Annotated in this window: 19 protein-coding genes; 1 reads left to right on the plus strand and 18 read right to left on the minus strand. The window is 66.8% G+C overall.

The annotated features are described in order from the left end of the window. Positions 1 to 66 precede the first annotated feature (66 nt). Positions 67 to 462 carry a DUF2917 domain-containing protein gene (locus PMI14_RS15080; protein ID WP_007855749.1) on the plus strand — a complete coding sequence of 132 codons (396 nt, stop codon included), beginning with the start codon at positions 67 to 69 and terminating at the stop codon, positions 460 to 462. Positions 463 to 471: 9 nt separating this feature from the next. On the opposite strand, the gene hisD is transcribed toward PMI14_RS15080, so the two are convergent. The 18 genes from hisD to PMI14_RS15170 form a co-directional block, all read right to left on the minus strand. After that, positions 472 to 1,854: a histidinol dehydrogenase gene (gene hisD / locus PMI14_RS15085; protein ID WP_007855750.1), complete on the minus strand. Its 1,383-nt coding sequence runs from the start codon at positions 1,852 to 1,854 to the stop codon at positions 472 to 474. Positions 1,855 to 1,895: 41 nt separating this feature from the next. Beyond that, positions 1,896 to 2,540: an ATP phosphoribosyltransferase gene (hisG, locus tag PMI14_RS15090; protein ID WP_108016683.1), complete on the minus strand. Its 645-nt coding sequence runs from the start codon at positions 2,538 to 2,540 to the stop codon at positions 1,896 to 1,898. A gap of 18 nt (positions 2,541 to 2,558) precedes the next feature. Next, on the minus strand, positions 2,559 to 3,851 hold the full coding sequence (gene murA, locus PMI14_RS15095) for a UDP-N-acetylglucosamine 1-carboxyvinyltransferase (RefSeq protein WP_035203962.1): 1,293 nt from the start codon (positions 3,849 to 3,851) through the stop codon (positions 2,559 to 2,561). Positions 3,852 to 3,901: 50 nt separating this feature from the next. Further along, positions 3,902 to 4,144 (minus strand): BolA family protein, encoded by a 243-nt coding sequence (locus PMI14_RS15100; RefSeq protein WP_007855755.1) that lies wholly within the window; start codon positions 4,142 to 4,144, stop codon positions 3,902 to 3,904. 79 nt (positions 4,145 to 4,223) lie between these two features. Beyond that, positions 4,224 to 4,979, minus strand: coding sequence for an ABC transporter permease (locus tag PMI14_RS15105; RefSeq protein WP_007855757.1), 756 nt, complete (start codon positions 4,977 to 4,979; stop codon positions 4,224 to 4,226). Continuing rightward, entirely contained in the window at positions 4,976 to 5,932 is a 957-nt protein-coding gene (locus PMI14_RS15110; protein WP_007855762.1) for an ABC transporter ATP-binding protein, read from the minus strand. The genes PMI14_RS15105 and PMI14_RS15110 overlap by 4 nt, the downstream gene beginning before the upstream one ends. Before the next feature lie 68 nt (positions 5,933 to 6,000). Continuing rightward, a complete protein-coding gene (locus PMI14_RS15115; protein WP_035203965.1) occupies positions 6,001 to 6,270 on the minus strand; it encodes a lipid asymmetry maintenance protein MlaB in 270 nt (89 codons plus the stop codon). 22 nt (positions 6,271 to 6,292) lie between these two features. Continuing rightward, entirely contained in the window at positions 6,293 to 6,937 is a 645-nt protein-coding gene (locus PMI14_RS15120) for an ABC transporter substrate-binding protein (protein WP_035203968.1), read from the minus strand. Positions 6,938 to 7,086: 149 nt separating this feature from the next. Next, entirely contained in the window at positions 7,087 to 7,917 is an 831-nt protein-coding gene (locus tag PMI14_RS15125; RefSeq protein WP_007855765.1) for a VacJ family lipoprotein, read from the minus strand. Further along, positions 7,914 to 8,402 carry an outer membrane lipid asymmetry maintenance protein MlaD gene (gene mlaD, locus PMI14_RS15130; protein WP_007855766.1) on the minus strand — a complete coding sequence of 163 codons (489 nt, stop codon included), beginning with the start codon at positions 8,400 to 8,402 and terminating at the stop codon, positions 7,914 to 7,916. The genes PMI14_RS15125 and mlaD overlap by 4 nt, the downstream gene beginning before the upstream one ends. A 39-nt stretch (positions 8,403 to 8,441) precedes the next feature. Then, positions 8,442 to 9,224, minus strand: a complete 783-nt coding sequence (gene mlaE / locus PMI14_RS15135; protein WP_007855767.1) for a lipid asymmetry maintenance ABC transporter permease subunit MlaE — start codon at positions 9,222 to 9,224, stop codon at positions 8,442 to 8,444. Continuing rightward, positions 9,221 to 10,039, minus strand: coding sequence for an ABC transporter ATP-binding protein (locus PMI14_RS15140; RefSeq protein WP_007855768.1), 819 nt, complete (start codon positions 10,037 to 10,039; stop codon positions 9,221 to 9,223). Before PMI14_RS15140 ends, mlaE begins: the two co-directional genes overlap by 4 nt. A 311-nt stretch (positions 10,040 to 10,350) precedes the next feature. Next, positions 10,351 to 11,829, minus strand: a complete 1,479-nt coding sequence (locus tag PMI14_RS15145) for a glutamate synthase subunit beta (protein ID WP_007855769.1) — start codon at positions 11,827 to 11,829, stop codon at positions 10,351 to 10,353. A gap of 53 nt (positions 11,830 to 11,882) precedes the next feature. Next, positions 11,883 to 16,619 (minus strand): glutamate synthase-related protein, encoded by a 4,737-nt coding sequence (locus PMI14_RS15150; RefSeq protein WP_007855770.1) that lies wholly within the window; start codon positions 16,617 to 16,619, stop codon positions 11,883 to 11,885. A gap of 182 nt (positions 16,620 to 16,801) precedes the next feature. Further along, positions 16,802 to 17,509 (minus strand): transposase, encoded by a 708-nt coding sequence (locus tag PMI14_RS15155; protein WP_007855771.1) that lies wholly within the window; start codon positions 17,507 to 17,509, stop codon positions 16,802 to 16,804. Positions 17,510 to 17,610: 101 nt separating this feature from the next. After that, positions 17,611 to 18,558, minus strand: a complete 948-nt coding sequence (locus tag PMI14_RS15160) for an SAM-dependent methyltransferase (protein WP_007855772.1) — start codon at positions 18,556 to 18,558, stop codon at positions 17,611 to 17,613. After that, a complete protein-coding gene (locus tag PMI14_RS15165) occupies positions 18,555 to 19,220 on the minus strand; it encodes a DUF1415 domain-containing protein (RefSeq protein ID WP_007855774.1) in 666 nt (221 codons plus the stop codon). Before PMI14_RS15165 ends, PMI14_RS15160 begins: the two co-directional genes overlap by 4 nt. 108 nt (positions 19,221 to 19,328) lie before the next feature. Next, positions 19,329 to 20,501, minus strand: coding sequence for a deoxyguanosinetriphosphate triphosphohydrolase (locus PMI14_RS15170; protein ID WP_007855778.1), 1,173 nt, complete (start codon positions 20,499 to 20,501; stop codon positions 19,329 to 19,331). Between the last annotated feature and the right edge of the window lie 145 nt (positions 20,502 to 20,646).

The following is a 20,646-nucleotide window of genomic DNA, read 5'->3' on the forward strand; positions in this document are numbered from 1 at the left end:
GTGCTGTACCAGCTCGGTGCGCGCTGTGGCTGGCGACGGATGCCGCCGCGCAGCACAGTGCAAGGCATGAACACCACCACCCTGCCCTCCCCCTGCCCCCCTCCGACCACCACGGTGCAGCCGCTGCGGCCCCAGGCCCTGGCGCTGCGCTGGAACCGCCAACCCCTGCCGCCCCCGCAGGCCGTGCAGACGCTCGAATTCCGCGCAGGCGAAACCGCCCTGCTGGAGGTGGAGCAAGGCCGCGTCTGGGTGACCTGCGACGGCCTGCTCGAAGACTATTTCCTGGAAGCGGGGCAACGCCTGAGCTTCACCGGGCCGGTGCGGCTGCGCGTGAGCGCCGAGGGCCAGCGCCCTGCGCGCCTGAACTGGGCGTGCCTGCGCGCCAGCGATGCGGCCGGCCGCGCCGCCACCCCGCAGGCCGGTGCGCTGCCTGCCGCGGGCCTGCGCATGCGCGCGGCCTGACGAGCCCTGTCAGCCCCGCGCCGGGGGCACGGGCACGAGCCGCAGCTCGGCGGCGCGTGCGTGGGCCTGCAGGCCCTCGCCATAGGCCAGTTCGGCCGCGATGGTGCCCAGGGCCTGGGCCCCGGCCTCGCTCACCTCGATGAGGCTGCTGCGTTTTTGGAAGTCGTACACCCCCAGCGGCGAGCTGAAGCGTGCCGTGCCGCTGGTGGGCAGCACGTGGTTGGGGCCGGCGCAGTAGTCACCCAGGCTCTCGCTGGTGTAGGCCCCGAGGAAGATGGCCCCAGCGTGGCGCAGCAGCGGCTCCCAGCGGTGCGGCTCGTTGCTGCTCACCTCCAGGTGCTCGGGGGCGATGCGGTTGCTGATGGCGCAGGCCTCTTCCATGCTGCGCGTGTGGATCAGCGCGCCGCGGCCATTCAGGCTCTTGGCGATGATCTCGGCGCGCGGCATGCTGGGCAGCAGGCGGTCGATGGCCTCCTGCACGGCGTCGAGGTAGGCCGCGTCAGGGCACAGCAGGATGCTCTGCGCCAGCTCGTCGTGCTCGGCCTGCGAGAACAGGTCCATGGCCACCCAGTCGGCCGGGGTGCTGCCATCGGCCAGCACCAGGATTTCGCTGGGGCCGGCGATCATGTCGATGCCCACGGTGCCGAACACGCGCTTCTTGGCGCTGGCCACATAGGCGTTGCCCGGGCCGGTGATCTTGTCGACCTTGGGCACGGTGGCCGTGCCATAGGCCAGGGCCGCCACGGCCTGGGCGCCGCCGATGGTGAAGGCGCGCGTGACGCCGGCCACGTAGGCCGCGGCCAGCACCAGTTCATTGCGCTCGCCTTGGGTGGACGCCAGTTGCGCGCCCGAGCCCCCGGTGGCCACGCTGCCGCGCACGGGCGTGGGCACCACCATGATGATCTCCTGCACGCCGGCCACGTGGGCGGGGATGGCGTTCATGAGCAGGCTCGACGGGTAGGCCGCCTTGCCGCCGGGCACGTAGATGCCCACGCGGTCGAGCGGCGTGACCTTCTGGCCCAGCAGGGTGCCGTCTTCGTCGCGGTAGCTCCAGCTCTCGCCCGAGGCTTTCTTCTGCGCCTCGTGGTAGCTGCGCACGCGCCGGGCAGCGGCCTGCAGGGCATCGCGCTGGGCCGCGGGGATGGCGTCGAAGGCGGCCTTGAAGTCAGCCTGCGTGAGTTCCAGGGCCGCCATGGACTCGGCGGCCAGGCCATCGAAGCGGGCCGTGTAGTCGAGCACGGCGGCATCGCCGCGCACCTGCACGTCGGCCAGGATGTCGGCCACGCGCTGCTCGATGGCCGCATCCGTGTCGGCGGACCAATGCAGGCGATCGCGGAAGGCGGCTTCGAAATCGGCGCTGTCGGTACGGAGGCGAACGGGCTTGGCTTGCATGGCTTTCGGGTCTCTATCGCAGTGGGAAATCGGTGGTTCGTTCAGGCGCGCGCCGCGGTGGCCGCGGCAAACGCATCGATGATGCGCCGCAGCGGGGCCTGCTTGAGCTTGAGTGCGGCCTGGTTGACGACCAGGTAGGAGCTGATGTCCATGATGCGCTCAACTTCCACCAGGTGGTTGGCCTTGAGGGTGTTGCCGGTGGACACCAGGTCGACGATGGCGTCGGACAGGCCGATCAGCGGCGCCAGCTCCATGCTGCCGTAGAGCTTGACCATGTCCACGTGCACGCCCTTGGTGGCGAAGAAGTCGCGCGCGATGGAGGTGTACTTGGTGGCCACCTTCAGGCGCGAGCCCTGCTTGACGGCACGCTCGTAGTCGAAGTCGTTGCGCACGGCCACGCTCACGCGGCACTTGGCGATCTGCAGGTCCAGCGGCTGGTACAGGCCCTGGCCGCCGTGCTCGATCAGGGTGTCCTTGCCGGTCACGCCGATGTCGGCACCGCCGTACTCCACGTAGGTGGGCACGTCGGTGGCCCGCACCAGCACCACGCGCACGTCGGGCTGGTTGGTGGGCAGGATGAGCTTGCGCGATTTTTCGGGGTCTTCGAGCACTTCGATGCCGGCGGCAGCCAGGAGCGGCAGGGTCTCGTCGAAGATGCGGCCCTTGGACAGGGCGAGGGTGATCATGGTCATGGGGTTTCTCTCTTAGGACATGCGCTCGATGTCGGCGCCGATGCCGCGCAGCTTGGCTTCCATGCAGTCATAGCCACGGTCCAGGTGGTAGATGCGGTCCACCACGGTCTCGCCATCGGCCACCAGGCCGGCGATGACCAGGCTGGCCGAGGCACGCAGGTCGGTGGCCATGACGGTCGCACCCGACAGGGGCGGGTCCACGGCCTCGGCGTTGCCCAGGCCCTCGATCACGGCCACCTTGCCGTCGGTCTGGATGCGGGCGCCCAGGCGCACCAGCTCATCCACGTGCATGAAGCGGTTCTCGAAGATGGTCTCGGTCACCGTGGAAGTGCCCTGCGCCACGCAGTTGAGGGCCATGAACTGGGCCTGCATGTCGGTGGGAAAGCCCGGGTATTCGGTGGTGCGAAAGCCCTGGGCGCGCAGCTTGCCGGCGCCGGGGCTCTGCACGCGGATGCCGGCCTCGACGGCCTGCACCTGCACGCCGGCCTCGCGCAGCTTGTCGATCACCGCGTCGAGGTGGTCGGCGCGGCCATGGCGCAGCACCACGTCGCCGCCCGTGGCGGCCACGGCGCACAGGAAGGTGCCGGCCTCGATGCGGTCGGCCACCACGCGGTGGGTGCAGCCGGACAGGCGCTCCACGCCCTGGATGCGGATGCGGCTGGTGCCGTGGCCCTCGATCTTCGCGCCCATGGCGATCAGCATCTCGGCCAGGTCGATGATCTCGGGCTCCTGCGCGGCGTTCTCGAGCACGGTCTCGCCCTCGGCCAGCGCGGCGGCCATGAGGAAGTTCTCGGTGCCGGTCACGGTGACCATGTCGGTGGTGATGCGCGCGCCTTTCAGGCGCGTGGCGCCCGCGGGCAGCCTGGCGATCATGTAGCCGTGCTCGACGACGATCTCGGCGCCCATGGTGGCCAGGCCCTTGATGTGCTGGTCCACCGGGCGCGAGCCGATGGCGCAGCCGCCGGGCAGGGACACGGTGGCCTCGCCAAAGCGTGCCAGCAGCGGCCCCAGGGCCAGCACCGAGGCGCGCATGGTCTTGACCAGCTCGTAAGGCGCCTCGGGCGTGTTCAGGCCGCTCGCGTCGATGCGCACGGTGCCGTCAGGGGCACGCTCGGCCGCCACGCCCATGTTGCGGATCAGGGTGAGCATGGTGCTCACGTCCTGCAGCTGGGGCACGTTGAGCAGGGTCACCGGCTCGGCCGTGAGCAGCGCGGCGCACAGTTCGGGCAGCGCGGCGTTCTTGGCGCCGGAGACCAGCACCTCGCCCTGCAGAGTGCGGCCGCCACGGATAAGGAGTTTGTCCATCGCGAAACCCGTGAAAAAGTAGTGGGAGGTGCCGTGGGCGCAGTCGCCGCTCAGCGCGGCTGCGCCGCCCATTCGGCGGGCGTGAAGGTCTTCATGGACAGGGCATGCACCTCGTCCGTCTGCATGCGCGTGCCCAGCGTGGCGTACACGCGCTGGTGGCGCTGGATGGGGCGCTTGCCCTCGAACTCGGCCGAGACGATGGTGGCGTACCAGTGGCGGCCATCGCCCTGCAGGTCGAGGTGCTCGCAGGCCAGGCCGGCGGCGATGAGGTCTTTGAGTTGGTCGGCGGTCATGGGTGGGGCGTGGTGGTCTGCGTCATCCGGGGCGGGCGGCAAGGGTACCGCGAACCGCCCCCGGGCGGTTCAGTATCGGTCAATGGCGGATCTTGTAGCCCGTGCGCAGCAGGTGCACGGCCAGCCAGCTGACCGCGAGCCAGGCCACGCCGACGATGGACAGGCTGAGCCAGGGCGAGGTGTCGCTCTGGCCGAAGAAGCCGTAGCGAAAGCCATCGATCATGTAGAAGAACGGGTTCAGGTGGCTCACGGTCTGCCAGAACGGCGGCAGGGACTGGATGGAGTAGAACACGCCGGACAGGAAGGTCATCGGCACGATCACGAAGTTCTGGAACGCCGCCATCTGGTCGAACTTGTCGGCCCACAGGCCGGCGATGAGCCCCAGCGTGGCCAGCAGCGCGGCCCCCAGGAAGGCGAAGGCCAGGATCCACAGCGGCGCGGCGAACTCGGGCCGCGCGAAGGCGATGGTGACGAGGAACACCCCCAACCCCACGGCCAGCCCGCGCACGATGGACGAGCCCACATAGGCCACGAACCAGGCCCAGTGCGACAGGGGCGTGAGCAGCACGAACACCAGGCTGCCCATGATCTTGCTCTGGATCAGGCTCGACGAGCTGTTGGCAAAGGCGTTCTGCAGCACGCTCATCATGACCAGGCCGGGCACCAGGAAGGCGGTGTAGCTGATGCGGTCGTAGACCTTCACATGGTCTTCGAGCACGTGGCCGAAGATCAGCAGGTACAGCACGGCGGTGAGCACCGGGGCGGCCACGGTCTGGAAGCTGACCTTCCAGAAACGCAGCACCTCCTTGTAGAACAGGGTCTGCCAGCCGGTCATGCGCGCACCTCCACGGGGGCCGCGGTGGGCGCAGGCGGGGGATGGGACGAGGAGGTGCCGGCCATGACCTGCAGGAACACGTCCTCCAGGTCGGGGCGGCGGATCTCCATGTCGTGCACCTCGACGCCGGCCAGGCGCAGGGCGGCCAGGTGCTCCTCGATCTCGCGCGCGTCATGGGCCGGCATCTGCACGATGCGCCCGGTGACGCGCGCCAGGCGCGCGAGCGCAGGCGGCAGGTCCACGTCGGCCTTGAACTGCAGCACGTTGCCCGAGGCAGCCTTGAGCAGGTCGCTGGTATCGGCCAGGGCCACCACCTGCCCGGTCTTGAGCATGGCGATGCGGTTGCACAGGGCCTCGGCCTCTTCGAGGTAGTGCGTGGTGAGCAGCACGGTGTGCCCTTCCTTGTTCAGGCGGGCGATGAATTGCCACAGCGTCTGGCGCAACTCCACGTCCACCCCCGCGGTGGGCTCGTCGAGCACGATGATGGGCGGCTTGTGCACCAGCGCCTGGGCGACGAGCACGCGGCGCTTCATGCCGCCCGACAGCTGGCGCATGTTGGCGTTGGCCTTGTCGGTGAGGCCCAGGTGGTGCAGCAGTTCGTCGATCCAGGCGTCGTTGTTCTTGACGCCGAAATAACCGGACTGGATGCGCAGCGCCTCGCGCACGTTGAAGAAGGGGTCGAAGACCAGCTCCTGCGGCACCACGCCGAGCTTGCGGCGCGCCTGCGCGAAATCCGCCTGCACGTCGCTGCCCTGCACCAGCACGCGGCCATGGCTGGGACGCGCCAGGCCGGCGAGGATGCTGATGAGGGTGGTCTTGCCGGCGCCATTGGGGCCGAGCAGTCCGAAGAACTCCCCTTCCTCGATGTCCAGGCTGACCTGGTTGAGTGCCTGGAATGGGCCTTTGGGGGTGTCAAAGGTCTTGGAAACGGCTTGGAATGAGACTGCGGGCATGAGCCGCTGATTTTAAGGCCTGGTGCACAAACCTGCTGTGCCGGCCCCGGGAACCCCTGCCGAAGGGATCAGGCCGCAGGCAGCAGGTCGGCCACGCCGTACAGGCCAGCCATGCTGTTCAAGGCTGCGGGCAGGCCCTGCACGGCGAAGGTCTTGCGGTCCGAGAGCGCTTCGCGCCGGCACTCGAGCAGCACCGCCAGCGCAGAGGTGTCGAACACCGCCAGCGCCTGGGCGTCCACGACCACGCTCGGCTCCTTGTGCACCTTGAGGCCCTGCAGGAGCATGCGCAGGCAGGCCGGTGCCTGGCGGTGGGTCAGCTCCTGCGGAAGGACCAGCACGGGCATGGAGGCAGGCCCCGCGTCAGCCCTTGGTACCGGCATTGGACTTGTTGCGCGCCTCGAGCGAGGCGATCAGGCCATCCACGCCCTTGGCGTTGATTTCCTGCGCGAACTGGCCCTTGTACGTTTCCACCAGCCACACGCCGAGCACGTTGAGGTTGTAGATCTTCCAGCCTGCGCCGTCGCCCGGGGTCTTTTCCAGGCGGTAATCGAGCTGGATCGGGTCGCCCCGGCCCACGATCTCGGTGCGCACCAGCACGTCCTTGTCGGCCGGATCGGCACGCAAGGGCTTGACCAGGATAGTCTGGTCGTTGACCTGGGCCAGCGCACCCGCATAGGTGCGCACCAGCAGTATCTTGAATTCGTCCTGCAGGCGCTTTTGCTGCTCGGGCGTGGCCTGCCGCCAGCCCGGCCCCACGGCGGCGGCGGTCATGCGGCGGAAGTTCACGTTCGGCATGACCGTCTTGTCCACCAGCGCGATCACCTTGGAGATGTCGCCACCCTGGATGGACTTGTCGGCCTTGACCGTGTTGAGCACGTCGGTAGACAGGCGCTTGATCAGGGCGTCGGGGGCTTCGTCGGCAGCAGCAGCGGACAACGGCAGGCCCAGGGAGGTCACAGCCACCAGGGTCAGGGCCATGTGGCCCATGAGTCGTCGGTTTATCATCATCGTCGTCATCATCTCGTCTTCTTTCATGGGGGCGGGCAAGGCACCCTTGATTTCATTGTGGGCGCTCAATGCCTGCCATGTGCTTCTGCCCGGTAGCGGATTGCAAGCAAGTGCAACACCCCGCCGAGCTTGAATCCTCCGCCGGTTCAGCGGGTTTTGGTATTTGCCGGTGGGGGCTCCTCGGGCAGCACGCCGTCATTGGCGTCGCGGTCGCTGTCGTCCTTGTCGTATGGGGCCGCCCCGGCCTGGCTTCGCACCTGCAGGAACACATCGCGCGTGAAGCTGTATTTGTCGAGCGCCGCGCTGTCGAGCACCGAACCGGCGCGCAGCAGGTTGGCACGCGCGTCCACCGCGCGCAGGGCGTAGAGCGAATTGCGGGCCGAGGTCGGGTCCACATAGCGCACGGGGTTGCCCACCATGTCCACCGGCAGCGCGAAGGTATCGCGCACGGTGGACGGCCCCAGGATGGGCAGGACCAGGTAGGGGCCGGTATCCACGCCCCAGCGGCCCAGCGTCAGGCCGAAGTCCTGGCGGTAGCGGTCGATGCCGATCTCGCTGGCCACGTCAAGCACGCCGCCCAGACCGAGGAAGGTGTTCACGTTGACGCGCATGAAGCTGGAGGCAGCACCTTCGAGCCGGAACTGCAGCACGTTGTTCACGAAGGACCAGACGTCGGTCAGATTGGCAAAGAAGTTGCTCACCCCGGTGCGCACGGGAGCGGGCGTGACTTCCTTGTAGGCCGTGGCCACGGGCTTGAGCACGATGGCATCGACCTGTTCGTTGAACTTGGTGACGCCGCGGTTGTAAGGCTCCAGCGGGTCGCGCGGATCGTTGCGCGGGCCGCTCGCACAGCCCGCCAGCAGGGCCAGGCCCAGTACGGCCACCAGCGCGCGGCCGGCGCGGCGCAGCGTTGCAGCGCCATCCGCGCCGTGGTTGTCATCGTCGCGGGCAGGGCCCGCTTGCATCCTGTTCATCATTTTTTGCCACCTGCCCCTGCGGGCTTACTGCCGTCTTCGGCTTTGCTGTAAAGAAATTGTCCAATCAGGTTTTCGAGCACCACGGCGGACTGCGTGGCGGTGATCGTGTCTCCCGCTGCAAGGTTCTTCTCGTCGCCACCGGCCTCGATGCCAATGTATTGCTCACCCAGCAGGCCGCTGGTGAGGATCTTGAGCGAACTGTCCTTGGGGAACGCATAGCGGTCCTGCATGGCCAGGGTGACGCGCGCCTGGTAGGTCTTGTCGTCGAAGCTGATCGACTCGACCCGGCCCACGACCACGCCGGCGCTGCGCACCGCAGCCTGGGGCTTCAGGCCGCCGATGTTGTCGAAGCGCGCGGTGAGCTGGTAGCCACGCTGGAAATTGAGGCTCAGCAGGTTGGCCGACTGCAGGGCCAGGAACACCAGTGCCGCGATGCCCAGCATCACGAACAGGCCTACCCAGACATCATTCTTGGAGCGTTGCATCGTTAAGGTCTCTTTTCTTCGTCTGCCGGCAGCCCGGCATCAGATGCTGAACATCATGGCGGTGAGGAGGAAGTCCAGCGCCAGCACTGCCAGCGAGGCCATCACCACGGTGCGCGTGGTCGCGCGGGACACCCCTTCGGGCGTGGGCTTGGCGGAATAGCCCTGCAGCAACGCCACGAAGGTGACGGTGATGCCAAAGACAACGCTCTTGGCAACACCGTTGCCGACGTCCTTCCAGACATCCACCCCGCCCTGCATCTGGCTCCAGAAGGCGCCGGGGTCGATGCCGATCAGCACCACGCCGACCACCCAGCCGCCGATCACGCCGACCGCACTGAACACCGCGGCCAGCAGCGGCATGGTGATCACGCCGGCCCAGAAGCGCGGCGCCAGGATGCGGCGCACGGGGTCCACCGCCATCATCTCCATGGCGCTGAGCTGCTCGCCCGCGCGCATGAGCCCGATCTCGGCCGTGAGCGAGGTGCCCGCCCGGCCGGCGAACAGCAGCGCCGTGACCACGGGCCCGAGCTCGCGCACCAGCGACAGCGCCACCAGCATGCCCAGCGCCTCGGACGAGCCGTAGCGCTGCAGCGTGTAGTAGCCCTGCAGGCCGAGCACGAAGCCCACGAACAGGCCCGAGACGGCGATGATGGCCAGCGAATAGTTGCCCAGGAAGTGCACCTGGTCGCGCACCAGCGAAGGCCGCAGAAAAGTGGCCCCGAACAGGCGCACCAGGCGCACGAACAGGTGGGCCGCGGCCCCGATGTCCGCGAGCTGGCTGCGCACGGCCAGGCCCACGTCGGAAGGCTTGTACCAGCTCACAGGCCTATCCCCCCGGCAGGGCCGAAGTCCTGCTCGGCCGTGGGGCCCGGGTAATGGAAGGGCACAGGGCCCGTGGGCAGCGCGTGCACGAACTGGTGCACCAGCGGGTCGGTGCTGGCACGCACCTCGTCGGGAGTGCCCTGCGCGGCGACCACGCCCTCGCCCAGGATGATCACGTGGTCGGCCAGGCGGAAAGTTTCCTCCAGATCGTGCGAGACCACGATGCTGGTGAGCCCCATGGCGTCGTTGAGCTGGCGGATGAGCTGGGCGGCCGTGCCCAGGGAAATCGGGTCGAGCCCGGCGAAAGGCTCGTCGTACATGACCAGTTCGGGGTCGAGCGCAATGGCCCGGGCCAGCGCCACGCGCCGCGCCATGCCGCCCGAGATCTGGCTGGGCATGAGGTCGCGCGCACCCCGCAAGCCCACGGCATTGAGCTTCATGAGCACCACGTCACGGACCAGCTCTTCGGGCAGCTGCGTATGCTCGCGCAGCGGGAAGGCCACGTTCTCGAACACGTCGAGGTCGGTGAACAGGGCGCCGAACTGGAACAGCATGCCCATGCGCCGGCGCGCCGTGTACAGGGCGGTCGCATCCATGCGCCCGACGTTCTGGCCGTCGAACAGCACCTCACCCTGCTGGGCCTGCTGCTGCCCGCCGATGAGGCGCAGCACCGTGGTCTTGCCCCCGCCCGAGGCCCCCATGAGCGCCGTGACCTTGCCGCGCGGCACGGTCAGCGACACGTCGCGCAGGATGGCGCGGTCACCATAGGAGAAGGTGACGTTGCGCAGTTCGGCAAAGGGCGAAGGCTCGGGCATCAATGAGGAACAGAGGGGCAGGTATCAGAAAACGGCGGTCCACACGCAAGGCAAGCCATGCGCGCAAGACAGCAGCGATGGTAGCCGAATCAACAAACATACATACATGTATGTTTGCATTTTTCCCATACGGCGTTGCAGGCGGTGTCCGGTATGCCAGTGTCTGGTATTCCCGGAGGGACATTGCTTCCAATTGTGCCTACATCCGGCGTCGCGCGTGCGCAACGGTTTTTTCCCGGTGTCTCCTCCTGCACGCGCCATGAAAAACGGCGCCGCTCGGGCGCCGCTCTCAGCCATTGGCCTGCCAGCAATCAGCGCGGCAGGTCCGAGTAGCCCATGAGGAACTCGTCGACCGAGCGCGCAGCCTGGCGGCCTTCGCGGATCGCCCAGACCACCAGGGACTGGCCACGGCGGATGTCGCCGGCGGCAAACACCTTGGGGGCGCTGGTGGCATAGCCGCCATCGAACTCGGTGGTGGCACGGGCGTTGCCGCGGGCATCCTTCTCGACGCCGAAGGCTTCGAGCACGGCGGCGACGGGGCTCACGAAGCCCATGGCCAGCAGCACCAGGTCGGCCTTGAGGATCTTCTCGGAGCCCGGGACTTCGACCATCTTGCCGTCCTTCCACTCCACGCGCACGGTCTTGAGGCCGGTGACCTTGCCCTTCTCGCCAATGAACTCCTTGGTGGAGATGGCGAACTCGCGCTCGCAGCCCTCTTCGTGGCTGGAGCTGGTGCGCAGCTTGATCGGCCAGTAGGGCCAGGTCATGGGGCGGTTTTCGACTTCGGGAGGCTGGGGCATCAGCTCGAACTGGGTGACGCTGACCGCGCCGTGGCGGTTGCTGGTGCCCACGCAGTCGCTGCCGGTGTCGCCGCCACCGATGACGATGACGTGCTTGCCGTCGGCGCGCAGCTGGTTCTTGAGCTTGTCGCCGGCGTTGACCTTGTTCTGCTGGGGCAGGAACTCCATGGCGAAGTGGATGCCATCGAGGTCGCGGCCGGGCACCGGCAGGTCGCGGCTCTGCTCGGCACCGCCGGTGAGCAGCACGGCGTCGAACTCGGCCTGCAACTGCTCGGGGGTGATGGTCTCCTTGGCCCAGTTGGTGACCTTGGAGCCCTTGCCCAGGCCGTCCTTGGCCGCGCCGACGAAAACGCTGGTGCGGATGGTGACGCCTTCGGCCTTGAGCTGCTCGGCACGGCGGTCGATGTGCGACTTCTCCATCTTGAAGTCGGGGATGCCGTAGCGCAACAGGCCACCGATGCGGTCGTTCTTCTCGAACAGGGTCACCTCGTGGCCGACGCGCGCCAGCTGCTGGGCCGCAGCCATGCCGGCCGGGCCGGCACCGATCACGGCGACCTTCTTGCCGGTCTTGTGCTTGGACGGCAGGGGCTTGACCCAGCCCTCTTCCCAGGCGCGGTCGATGATCGCGTGCTCGATGGACTTGATGCCCACGGCGTCATCGTTCACGTTGAGCACGCAGGCCGCCTCGCAGGGCGCGGGGCAGATGCGGCCGGTGAATTCGGGGAAGTTGTTCGTGCTGTGCAGCACGGCAATGGCGCTCTTCCAGTCGGCCTGGTAGACCAGGTCGTTGAAGTCCGGAATGATGTTGTTCACCGGGCAACCGCTGTTGCAGAACGGCGTGCCGCAGTCCATGCAGCGCGCGCCCTGTAGCTTGGCTTGGGACTCATCGAGCCCGATGACGAATTCCTTGTAGTGCTTCAGGCGCTCGCCGACGGGCTTGTAGCCCTCTTCGATGCGCTCGTACTCCATGAAGCCGGTGGTCTTTCCCATGATTGCGTGTCCTTGTCTATGAATGCTGTGCGGGTGTTCGGTGGGGCCGCGCCTTACTTGGCGGGCACGGCCACGTTCTTGGAGGCCGGTGCCACCGCGGGGGTGGCAGGCTCCTCGAGCACCTTGCGTTCATAAATCTCGGCCAGCGCGCGCTTGTACTCGGTCGGGAAGACCTTGACGAACTTGCTGCGCGATGCCGCCCAGTTGTCGAGCAGTTCGCGCGCGCGCTTGCTGCCCGTCCAGCGGTTGTGGTCTTCCAGCAGCTTCTTGAGCTGGGCTTCGTCGGTCTGGCCGCCATGCCAGATGGCGCGTGGCACCGTGGCTTCCTGCTCGGACGACGGAAGGATGCGCTCGAGCGTGACCATGGACATGTTGCAGCGCGTGTCGAACTGCCCGTCCTCGTCGTAGACGTAGGCCACGCCGCCGCTCATGCCGGCAGCGAAGTTGCGGCCGGTCTTGCCCAGCACCATCACGGTGCCGCCGGTCATGTATTCGCAGCCATGGTCGCCCGTGCCTTCGACGACGGCCGTGGCACCCGACAGGCGCACGGCGAAGCGTTCGCCGGCCACGCCACTGAAGAAGGCTTCGCCCGTGGTGGCGCCGTACATCACCGTGTTGCCGACGATGGTGTTGCGCACCGAGTCGCCACGGAAGTCGATACTGGGGCGCACGATGACGCGCCCGCCCGACAGGCCCTTGCCGGTGTAGTCGTTGGCGTCGCCGATCAGGTACAGCGTGATGCCACGCGTGAGGAAGGCGCCGAACGACTGGCCGCCCGTGCCTTCGAGCTGGATGCGGATGGTGTCATCCGGCAGGCCTTCGGGATGGGCCCGCGTCACGGCACCCGAGAGCATGGCGCCCACGGAGCGGTTGACGTTGCGCGCCACCTCGATGAACTGCACGCGCTCGCCCTTGTCGATGGCAGGGCGGCTGCGCTCGATGAGCTTGCGGTCCAGCGTGTGCTCGATGTTGTGGTCCTGCACGTCCACATGGAAGCGTGGTACGTCGGCAGGCACGTTGGGCTGGGCGAACAGGCGGCCGAAATCGAGGCCGCGAGCCTTCCAGTGGGCGATGCCGGAACGCGTGTCGAGCAGGTCGGAGCGGCCGATCAGGTCGTCGAACTTGCGGATGCCCAGCTGGGCCATGATCTGGCGCACTTCTTCGGCGATGAAGAAGAAGTAGTTGACCACGTGCTCGGGCTTGCCCGAGAACTTGGCGCGCAGCGCCGGGTCCTGCGTGGCCACGCCCACCGGGCAGGTGTTCAGGTGGCACTTGCGCATCATGATGCAGCCTTCGACGACCAGCGGCGCCGTGGCGAAGCCGAATTCGTCGGCACCCAGCAGCGCGCCGATGGCGACGTCGCGGCCGGTCTTCATCTGGCCGTCGGCCTGCACGCGCACGCGGCCGCGCAGGCGGTTGAGCACCAGGGTCTGCTGGGTTTCGGCCAGGCCGATCTCCCAGGGACCGCCCGCGTGCTTGATCGACGACCAGGGCGATGCGCCCGTACCGCCGTCATGGCCGGCGATCACGATGTGATCGCTCTTGCACTTGGTGACGCCCGCGGCAATGGTGCCCACGCCGACTTCGGACACCAGCTTGGTGCTGATGCTGGCATGCGGCGCCACGTTCTTCAGGTCGTGGATCAGCTGGGCCAGGTCTTCGATGGAGTAGATGTCATGGTGCGGCGGGGGCGAGATCAGGCCCACGCCGGGCACGCTGTGGCGCAGCTTGCCGATGTAGTTGGAGACCTTGCCACCAGGCAGCTGACCGCCTTCGCCGGGCTTGGCGCCCTGCGCCATCTTGATCTGGATCTGGTCGGCCGAGGACAGGTACTCGGCCGTGACGCCGAAGCGGCCCGAGGCCACCTGCTTGATGCGGCTGCGCAGGGAGTCACCGTCCTGCAGGGGCAGGTCGACCTCGACGTTCTCGGCGCCGATCACGCTCTTGAGCGAATCGCCCTGCTTGATCGGGATGCCCTTGAGTTCGTTGCGGTAGCGCGCAGCGTCCTCGCCGCCCTCGCCGGTGTTGCTCTTGCCGCCGATGCGGTTCATGGCCACGGCCAGCGTGGCATGGGCTTCGGTGGAGATGGAGCCCAGCGACATGGCGCCGGTGGCGAAGCGCTTGACGATCTCCTTGGCGGGCTCGACCTCGTCCACGGGGATGGCCTTGGCAGGATCGATCTTGAACTCGAACAGGCCGCGCAGCGTCATGTGGCGCTTGCTCTGGTCGTTGATGATCTGCGCGTATTCCTTGTACGTGTTCCAGTTGTTGGCACGCGTGGAATGCTGCAGCTTGGCGATCGCGTCGGGGCTCCACATGTGCTCTTCGCCACGGGCGCGCCAGGCGTATTCGCCGCCGGCGTCGAGCATGGTTTCGAGCACGGGGTCATCGCCGAAGGCGGCCTTGTGCATGCGGATGGCTTCCTCGGCGATCTCGAACACGCCGATGCCTTCCACGCGGCTGGCGGTGCCGGTGAAGTACTTGCCCACGGTGTCGGTGTTCAGGCCGATGGCCTCGAACAGCTGTGCACCGCAGTAGCTCATGTAGGTGCTCACGCCCATCTTGGACATGATCTTCGACAGGCCCTTGCCGATGGCCTTGACGTAGTTGTAGATGGCCTTGTCCGGCGACAGGTCGCCGGGCATGTCCTTGTGCATCTCGGTCAGGGTTTCCATCGCGAGGTAGGGGTGCACGGCTTCGGCGCCGTAGCCGCCCAGCACGGCGAAGTGGTGCACTTCGCGCGCGGTGCCGGTCTCGACCACCAGGCCGGCCGTGGTGCGCAGGCCCGCGCCAACCAGGTGCTGGTGGATGGCCGACAGGGCCAGCAATGCGGGGATGGCCACCTGCGTGGCGCTCACAGCACGGTCGCTGACGATCAGGATGTTGGCGCCGCCCTTGATGGCGTCGACCGCCTGTGCGCACAGCGAGGCCAGCTTGGCTTCCACGCCCTCACGGCCCCAGTCCAGCGGGTAGGTGATGTCGATGGTGGCGCTCTTGAACTTGCCTTGCGTGTACTTCTCGATGTCGCGCAGCTTGGCCATGTCGGCGAAGTCGAGCACGGGCTGGCTCACTTCGAGCCGCATCGGCGGGTTGACCTGGTTGATGTCCAGCAGGTTCGGCTTGGGGCCGATGAAGCTGTTGAGCGACATCACGATGGCCTCGCGGATCGGGTCGATCGGCGGGTTGGTCACCTGGGCGAACAGCTGCTTGAAGTAGTTGAACAGCGGCTTGTTCTTGCCCGAGAGCACGGCCAGCGGGCTGTCGTTGCCCATGGAGCCGATGCCCTCCTCGCCGTTCTTGGCCATGGGGGCCATCAGGAACTTGATGTCTTCCTGCGTGTAGCCGAAGGCCTGCTGGCGGTCGAGCAATGGCAGTGTGGCAGCCTGGGCCACGGGCGCGTCCGCGGCAGCGTCGATGCTGTCGAGCTTGATGCGCAGGTTCTCGATCCACTGCTTGTAGGGCTTGGTGTTGACGACGTTGGCCTTGAGCTCCTCGTCGTCGATCATGCGGCCCTGCTCCAGGTCGATGAGGAACATCTTGCCGGGCTGCAGGCGCCACTTGCGCACGATCTTGTTCTCGGGGATCGGCAGCACGCCCGATTCCGAGGCCATGACGACCAGATCATCGTCGGTGATGCAGTAGCGCGAAGGGCGCAGGCCGTTGCGGTCCAGCGTGGCGCCGATCTGGCGGCCATCGGTGAAGACGATGGAGGCCGGGCCGTCCCACGGCTCCATCATCGCGGCATGGTATTCATAGAACGCGCGGCGGCGCTCGTCCATGGTGGTGTGCTGCTCCCAGGGCTCGGGGATCATCATCATCACGGCCTGGCTGATGGGGTACCCGGCCATGGTCAGCAGCTCGAGGCAGTTGTCGAACGTGGCGGTGTCGGACTGGTCGGCGAAGCTGATGGGATAGAGCTTGTGCAGGTCGGCCGCAAGCACGGGCGAAGCCATCACGCCCTCGCGCGCCTTCATCCAGTTGTAGTTGCCCTTGACGGTGTTGATTTCACCGTTGTGCGCCACGTAGCGGTAGGGGTGGGCCAAGGGCCACTCGGGGAAGGTGTTGGTCGAGAAACGCTGGTGCACCAGGCCGATGGCCGAGACGCAGCGCTCGTCCTGCAGGTCCATGTAGTAGGTGCCCACCTGGTCGGCCAGCAGCAGGCCCTTGTAGACCACGGTGCGGCTGGACATGCTGGGAACGTAGTATTCCTTGCTGTGCTTGAGCTTGAGGTTCTGGATGGCGGCGCTGGCCGTCTTGCGGATCACGTAGAGCTTGCGTTCCAGCGCGTCCTGCACGATCACGTCGTTGCCGCGACCGATGAAGACCTGGCGCAGGATGGGCTCCTTCTTGCGCACGGTGGGCGACATGGGCATGTCGACGTTCACCGGCACATCGCGCCAGCCGAGCAGCACCTGGCCTTCGGCCTTGATGGCGCGCTCCATCTCCTGCTCGCAAGCCAGGCGGGAGGCGTGCTCCTTGGGCAGGAAGATCATGCCCACGCCGTATTCACCGGCGGCAGGCAGCGTGACGCCCAGCTTGGCCATTTCTTCGCGGTACAGCGCGTCGGGGATCTGGATCAGGATGCCCGCACCGTCGCCCATGAGCTTGTCGGCACCCACGGCACCACGGTGGTCGATGTTCTCCAGGATCTTCAAGGCCTGCGTCACGATGTCGTGGCGCTTGACGCCCTTGATGTGGGCGACGAAACCGAGGCCGCAGGCGTCGTGTTCGTTGGACGATGAATACAAACCGTGTTGTTGGAGATGCTGTATCTCGGCAGCCGTGGTCATGGCGCACTCCTCATGAATTTTCGCAGGGAGTGCAAGATTAGTGCATTGCAACATGCAAGGCAAGCATATTAATTGGGGTCAGATTCCATTTAAATTAACCAACTGAAAAAGTCGGATTTAATTGGGGACATATCAAAATGGGCGAAATGGCGCGTACGCATTACCGTCGCCCCCGATCTTCCTCAGACTTCTTCTTCGGAAGCAGCAGACACAGGGGGCCGGCCCGGCTTGGCCTTGGTCACCCTGCGGGATGTGAGCTTCTGCAGCCCGGCCACGAAATCGGGCTCACCCAGGGCCCAGCCGCTCAGCGCGGATTGTGTAAGCGCCTGGAGCTGTCTCTCGCCCAGGCCCGATTGCACCAGTGCAGCATAGGCGGCCTCGCGTGCAAAGGGCGTGTTGCCCAGAGCCCAGTAGAGCGCGTGGGTGGTGAGGAGCCGGTCGGTGCGCAGACCGAGCCAATGGCCATGGCTGGACCAGGGGTAGTCGGCCGGTCGCTGGGCGATGCCGGCGCGCACGGGGTTGAGGTCGATGTAGACCATGCAGGCCAGCAGGTAGCGCTCGGCATCGATCACGGTGGAGCGGTAGCGCCCCTCCCACAGGGTGCCCGTGCGGCCATGGCGCTGGTTGAAGGAGCGCACGTAGCTGCGGCCTATGGACTGCATCATCTGCGGCAGGCCGCCGTCGGTGGACGGGGTGGCCAGCAGATGAAAATGGTTGTCCATAAGCACATACGCATGCAGGGCCACCTGGAACTTGCGGGCGTTTTCATCCAGCAGTGCGAGCATGGCCTCGAAATCGGCCCGGTCCAGGAAGATCGCCTGGCGGTTGTTGCCGCGCTGGATCACATGGTGGGGGAAGCCGGGCAGTGTGAGTCGAGGCAGGCGGGCCATGGCGAAGGCAGGTGATCAGATGGGGTGGGAGGGGCATGATATACCTGTCCCCATTTTCATCCGATGCGCCGCCCGCCACCCACGGGCACCCGCCGAGGGATCTAAGGCGCCGCAGTTTCGGCGCTGCTGTCGGCCTCTGCCCCGAGTACCGCCACGGGCTGCAGGCCGAAGCGCGCCGCCATCGCCTGCTCCAACCCCATCTCGCGCAGGATGGCCCGCAGGCGCTCGGCGGCGCTGCGCTTCTTCTGGCCTGTGTAGCGCGCGATGATGAGCTCGTTCTTCATGCTGTGCTCCCAGCCAACAAGCTCGGTCACCGTGACCTGGTAGCCGCTGGCTTCCAGGTACAGGCAGCGCAGTACGTTGGTGACCTGGCTGCCCAGCTCGCGTGTGTGCAGGGGGTGGCGCCACAACTCGGCCAGTGGCGTGCGCGACAGTTGCAATGCCTTGCCCTGGCGCAGGCAGGCAGCCATCTCGGCCTGGCAGCAGGGCACCAGGACCATGGCCCGGGCCCGCTTTTGCAGGCCGAAGGCAATGGCGTCGTCAGTGGCGGTATCGCAGGCGTGCAGCGCGGTGACGAGGTCGATCTGCACGGGCAGTTCGGCGGCATCGGCGGATTCGGCCACCGACAGGTTCAGGAAGGACATGCGCCCGAAGCCAAGCCGCTGGGCCAGTGCCCGCGACTTGTCCACCAACTCGCTGCGCGTCTCGATGCCATAGATATGGCCACGCGAGAGCGCCTTGAAATACAGGTCGTAGAGGATGAAGCCCAGGTAGGACTTGCCTGCCCCATGGTCGGCCAGACTGGGGCTGTGCCCGTCGGCCGACAGCTCGGCGAGCAGGGGTTCGATGAAGTTGAACAGGTGGTACACCTGCTTGAGCTTGCGCCGCGAATCCTGGTTGAGCCGGCCATCGCGCGTGAGGATGTGCAGCTCCTGCAGCAGCTCGAGCGACTGGCCAGGGCGCAGCTCGGACAGCACAGGATCCACTGGCGAGCCAGAAGCGCCCTTGCCCGTGGGCTTGGCGCCCTGCTTGTTGCGGGGCGCGTTCATGCCTTACTTCCGGTCGCGGTGGTCGACACATCCGGCACTGCTGCTGCAGCAGTCGCGGCAGCACAACTGGGGCCGACGTGCAATGCCTCCCACCCCGGCAGACCGAGCTGCTCGAGCACCTCGATGTTGCGCTCGTAAATGGTTTCCGCCTCGGGGAAAACTTCCACGGCACGGTCGATGCTCTCTTCGCGCAGCAGGTGCAGTGTGGGGTAGGGGGAGCGGTTGGTGCAGTTGGTCACGTCTTCAGCGCGCGTGCCGGCAAACTGGAATTGCGGGTGGAAGCTGGCGATCTGCAGCACACCGTCCAGCTCGAGTTCTTCGAGCAGGTCCTCCGCCTCGCCCAGAAAGTCGTTGAAGTCCAGGAAGTCCGCCAGCAGCGGCGTCGGCACAACCAGCAGGGTGGTGTCGCGCACGGCAGCCGCCAGACCCGCCAGGGCCAGGAGCTCCCCACGCAGATCGGCCAGCAGTTGCTGCGCATCCTGCGCCTGGCTCACGGCATAGTGGATCTGCCCCTTGGCATGGACCCCCTTCGCAAAAGGGCATAGGTTCAGGCCGATGACGGCGCGTTCCAGCCACTGGACCGTGTCCCGGATGGCAGGTTGCGAGGCAAGGGACGAAGAGGCTTCGGTCGATGGCGAGGCCGCGAAAGAGGGGGAGTTCATGCAAAGGCGCTGGGCGCGTGGGGTGGCCTGCCATTTTAGCGGGCGGGCCCCAACCCGGTCTTTGGCGGTGCCTTGCAGCCGAAAGCCAGCGGCGGTCGCCGTTGTTCCTCAGTCAAGCAGGCGCTGGCCCGTCAGACGTTCGTGCTCGCGCGCGGCGAAGCGGTCGGTCATGCCCGCGATGAAATCGGCAATCGCCCGCGCCTTGAGCGTGCTGTCCCCAGCGCTGGCTTGCTGGGCAAAGGCAGGTTTCATCTCCTGTGGTGCCTGCCTGTAGGCGGCGAAGAGATCCCGCACGATCTGCTGCGCCCGCCCGGTGGTTTCCATGACCTGCGGATGGCGGTACAGGTTCTTGAACAGAAAGCGCTTGAGCACCACGGACTGCTCCCGCATGCTGTCGCTGAACATCACCAGCGGCGGGGACTGGCGCACCGCATCGGCATTGCCGGGCGCCACCCGCGCCAATGCCGCCGAGGTGGCATCGATCACGTCGTACACCTGGGCACTGAGCATGAGTCGGATTGCCTCGAACAGCAGGCGGCGGTGCATGGCAGACTCGCCCAGGTGGGGATGCATTGCCTGGGCAGCGTGGCGGTACTGGTCGAACAGGGGCACCTCGCCCAATTGCGCCAGGGTTATGAGGCCGGAGCGCACCCCGTCATCAATGTCGTGGGCGTTGTAGGCGATCTCATCGGCCAGGTTGCACAACTGGGCTTCCAGGCTGGGCTGCTCGCGGCGCAGGAAGCGCGCGCCCACGCCGCCGGGCTCGGCCTGTTCGAGCTGCTGCGCGTGGGCGCGCGAGCAATGCTTGAGGATGCCTTCGCGGGTCTCGAAAGTCAGGTTGAGCCCGTCGTATTGGGGGTAGCGCTCCTCCAACTGGTCCACGACCCGCAGGCTCTGCAGGTTGTGCTCGAAACCGCCATGGTCGGCCATGCAGCCGTGCAGTGCGTCCTGCCCCGCATGGCCAAAGGGCGTGTGGCCCAGGTCATGGGCCAGCGAAATGGCTTCGACCAGGTCTTCATCGATGTGCAGCGAGCGCGCGATCGACCGCCCCAGTTGCGCGACTTCGAGTGAATGGGTCAGGCGTGTGCGGAACAGGTCGCCTTCGTGGTTGAGGAAGACCTGGGTCTTGTAGACCAGCCGGCGGAACGCCGTGGAGTGCACGATGCGATCACGGTCGCGCTGGTATTCCGAGCGGGTCGGTGCCGGCACTTCGGGGTGGCGCCGCCCCCTGCTGGATGCAGGGTGGCTGGCGTAGACGGCAAGGTCGGATCTAGGGTTCAACAACAGGCTCGCAGTGCTCGTTCGTCAACAGGAGGGCCTCATTGTGGCCGCGAACGGTGACCAGCGCCTGGCAAGGCTGAGACGATCGACAGGCACAGCCTGTCTGCCAGCCATCCCATCTCATCCCACAAACCCGCCCGCCCTG

Source organism: Acidovorax sp. CF316, assembly GCF_000276605.1.
In the GTDB taxonomy this organism is placed as follows: Bacteria; Pseudomonadota; Gammaproteobacteria; order Burkholderiales; family Burkholderiaceae_C; genus Acidovorax.